The following is a 2,159-nucleotide window of genomic DNA, read 5'->3' as shown; positions in this document are numbered from 1 at the left end:
ATGAACAAAAGCTCAGTTTGGAGGCAGGGCAGGGAGAAACTCTTTCTCCAACATCTCACACTAAGGAACGAATGCTTGCTTGGACTCTTTCTTCTTCTGTCTTAGCGGAGCTAAGCATAACAACCACTCCCGTATACCTGGGTCCATGATCAGAGATGGCATAGATGGTAGCCTCCCCACCTCCAGCCTCCTCCTCACCTTCTCTCATCCTCCCTCCCTCCCCCTCTCCCCCCTCTTCCCTTTTTTCGAGAATGTGTGTAGTTTAGTTAGTGCCATAATTAGGCTAAAAACACTTCCCCATGACTCCTTCCACAAATACCTTGCCCTCTTGGGTTGACATTGTAGATTGCACTGGGGGCGAAGATGAGTTCCCTCTGAGTCACTGGGCCCCTCCAGGGGCACGCCTTTCATGGCCTGTTTGGCTCCTTTTTGGACTTCTTGTAGGGCGCTATCCTCCCAGCAGTGAAGTTGAGCTGTAGTCCAAGTGTGGCATTTTGTGAAGTTTGTGTGAAAACCAATCTTCGGATGATAAGCGAGAGAAGAGGCCCTCTTGCATTTTCCTACGCTCTAACATCCAGGGCCTCCACGCATTCGTCTTCTATCGTGTGTTCAAGCAACTAAGACAACGCCTCCCAATGACAGAAGACATTGAAAACGCATACAAACTGGACTAGTCAACCATGCCATGCGAGGAGATTCAACATTGCGTTGTTCGTTGCCCTTCCCTGATAGGTCCTACTGAGCGATACCGGACCCTCTTTTATGTATGGGCTTGTGCAGAATAAACGAAAGTTAAATATCTAGGGTGCAGATGCGAGTGTCACTGTTGCAATGGCTACTGGGACCAATTTCCTGAATTAGATAGAATCTCGAAATTTGTATCTAGTGTCAGATAGAAAGCCCTTACTTCCTCGTGTTCGCTTCTGGCGAACGCGGAAGGACTCCGCTTTGAGAATATCCTCGAACGCTTGAAGAGAGTCATCCTGGCTCACCCAGTCATTGATGGCATCCTCAATGTTGTCCACAGCGAGCAAAGAGTTCATGATATCGACGGCTTGCATATGCCTATCGAGGCTCTTCCGCAGGCCACCTTCCTCAGAAGGCGTGTCTTCCTCCCAGTCCGCCACCATTTGATCTAAAGCAGCTTCCTCGGGGTTTTTTGCCTCCATCTCCGCAGCCACTTTCTCATCAGTCAAAATCTTGAGCGCTTTCTGCATAGTGGGCTCTTCTCCGCGTTCCAACATAAGCTCGAAGGCAGTTTCTAAATCATCCACAACATCAAAGGAGTCGTCGGGAGGCGCCGGATCGATAAGATCCAATGCAGGCTGGGGGTACAGGGCACTAGAGTTCTGCTGCGCTACTTGGCGCTGAGCATGTTCATGGAGTTCCAAGACAGCGCTTTCCTCGCCCTGCTTCAGCTTTCGCAGCATTACTTGCTCCTCAAGCGGGACTTCGAAGACCAAGTCAAAGGTGGAGTTGGGCGGGAGGTCCCAGAGGCGCATGTTGGGGTCGACCGGCGTACTTGTACCTGTGATGGCAAGAGAGCAAAAGTCAGTAAGGATTCCACGCTTATCGCATATTCGTTTCAGCAGTTCATCGGCCCGCATTCCATTGTGGACCTTGAAGAAGTTGTGGGACTCAGGAGGCACATTGACTTTCACAACTCGTGATGGAAGCAGCCCTGAGCCTTTGCGAGGCCTTGAAGGAGGGGTCCCCGTTGACCATGCACTTGGCGAGGCTGGCACAAAGCCTCCTGCTGGCGAACCGGGCATGGAAATGGGTAGGGGCTGGGATTGTGCGTGTGTGGGTTGCTGTGACTGAGGAATAGGCTGGGGCTGCGAATGCCCTTTGGGTTGCGATGAAGCTGCAGATTGGCGTTGGGGCTGGGGCTGGGCTTGGGCGTGGGGTTCGGACTTTGGCGAGCGTTTAGGGGGTGGGGCTTTGGGCCTCACCATCTTGGGTGCACCCGGCTGGGCTGTGGGTACGGGAACTGGCTTGACTGCAGGCTGAGGGGATTTCTTTTGACTACTCACACTAGGGATGGATGCAGGTGCATGTGGCCTTTGTAGGTGAATCTACGTCGTAAGGTGGAATAACTCATGCCGGAATCTTGAGAACTTTGCCATAGAACCGAAGGAGCTCTTGGACTGTACCAAATA

The 2,159-nt window shown here is 52.1% G+C and carries 1 protein-coding gene; it reads right to left on the bottom strand.

Going from position 1 to position 2,159, the window contains the following annotated elements:
* Positions 1-857: 857 nt before the first annotated feature.
* Positions 858-1,661 (bottom strand): hypothetical protein, encoded by an 804-nt coding sequence (locus tag V6D20_17685; protein HEY9817614.1) that lies wholly within the window; start codon positions 1,659-1,661, stop codon positions 858-860.
* Positions 1,662-2,159 lie beyond the last annotated feature (498 nt).

This window comes from Candidatus Obscuribacterales bacterium (genome assembly GCA_036703605.1).
Lineage (GTDB): Bacteria > Cyanobacteriota > Cyanobacteriia > RECH01 > RECH01 > RECH01.
This window is presented reverse-complemented; position numbering and strand designations above follow the sequence as displayed.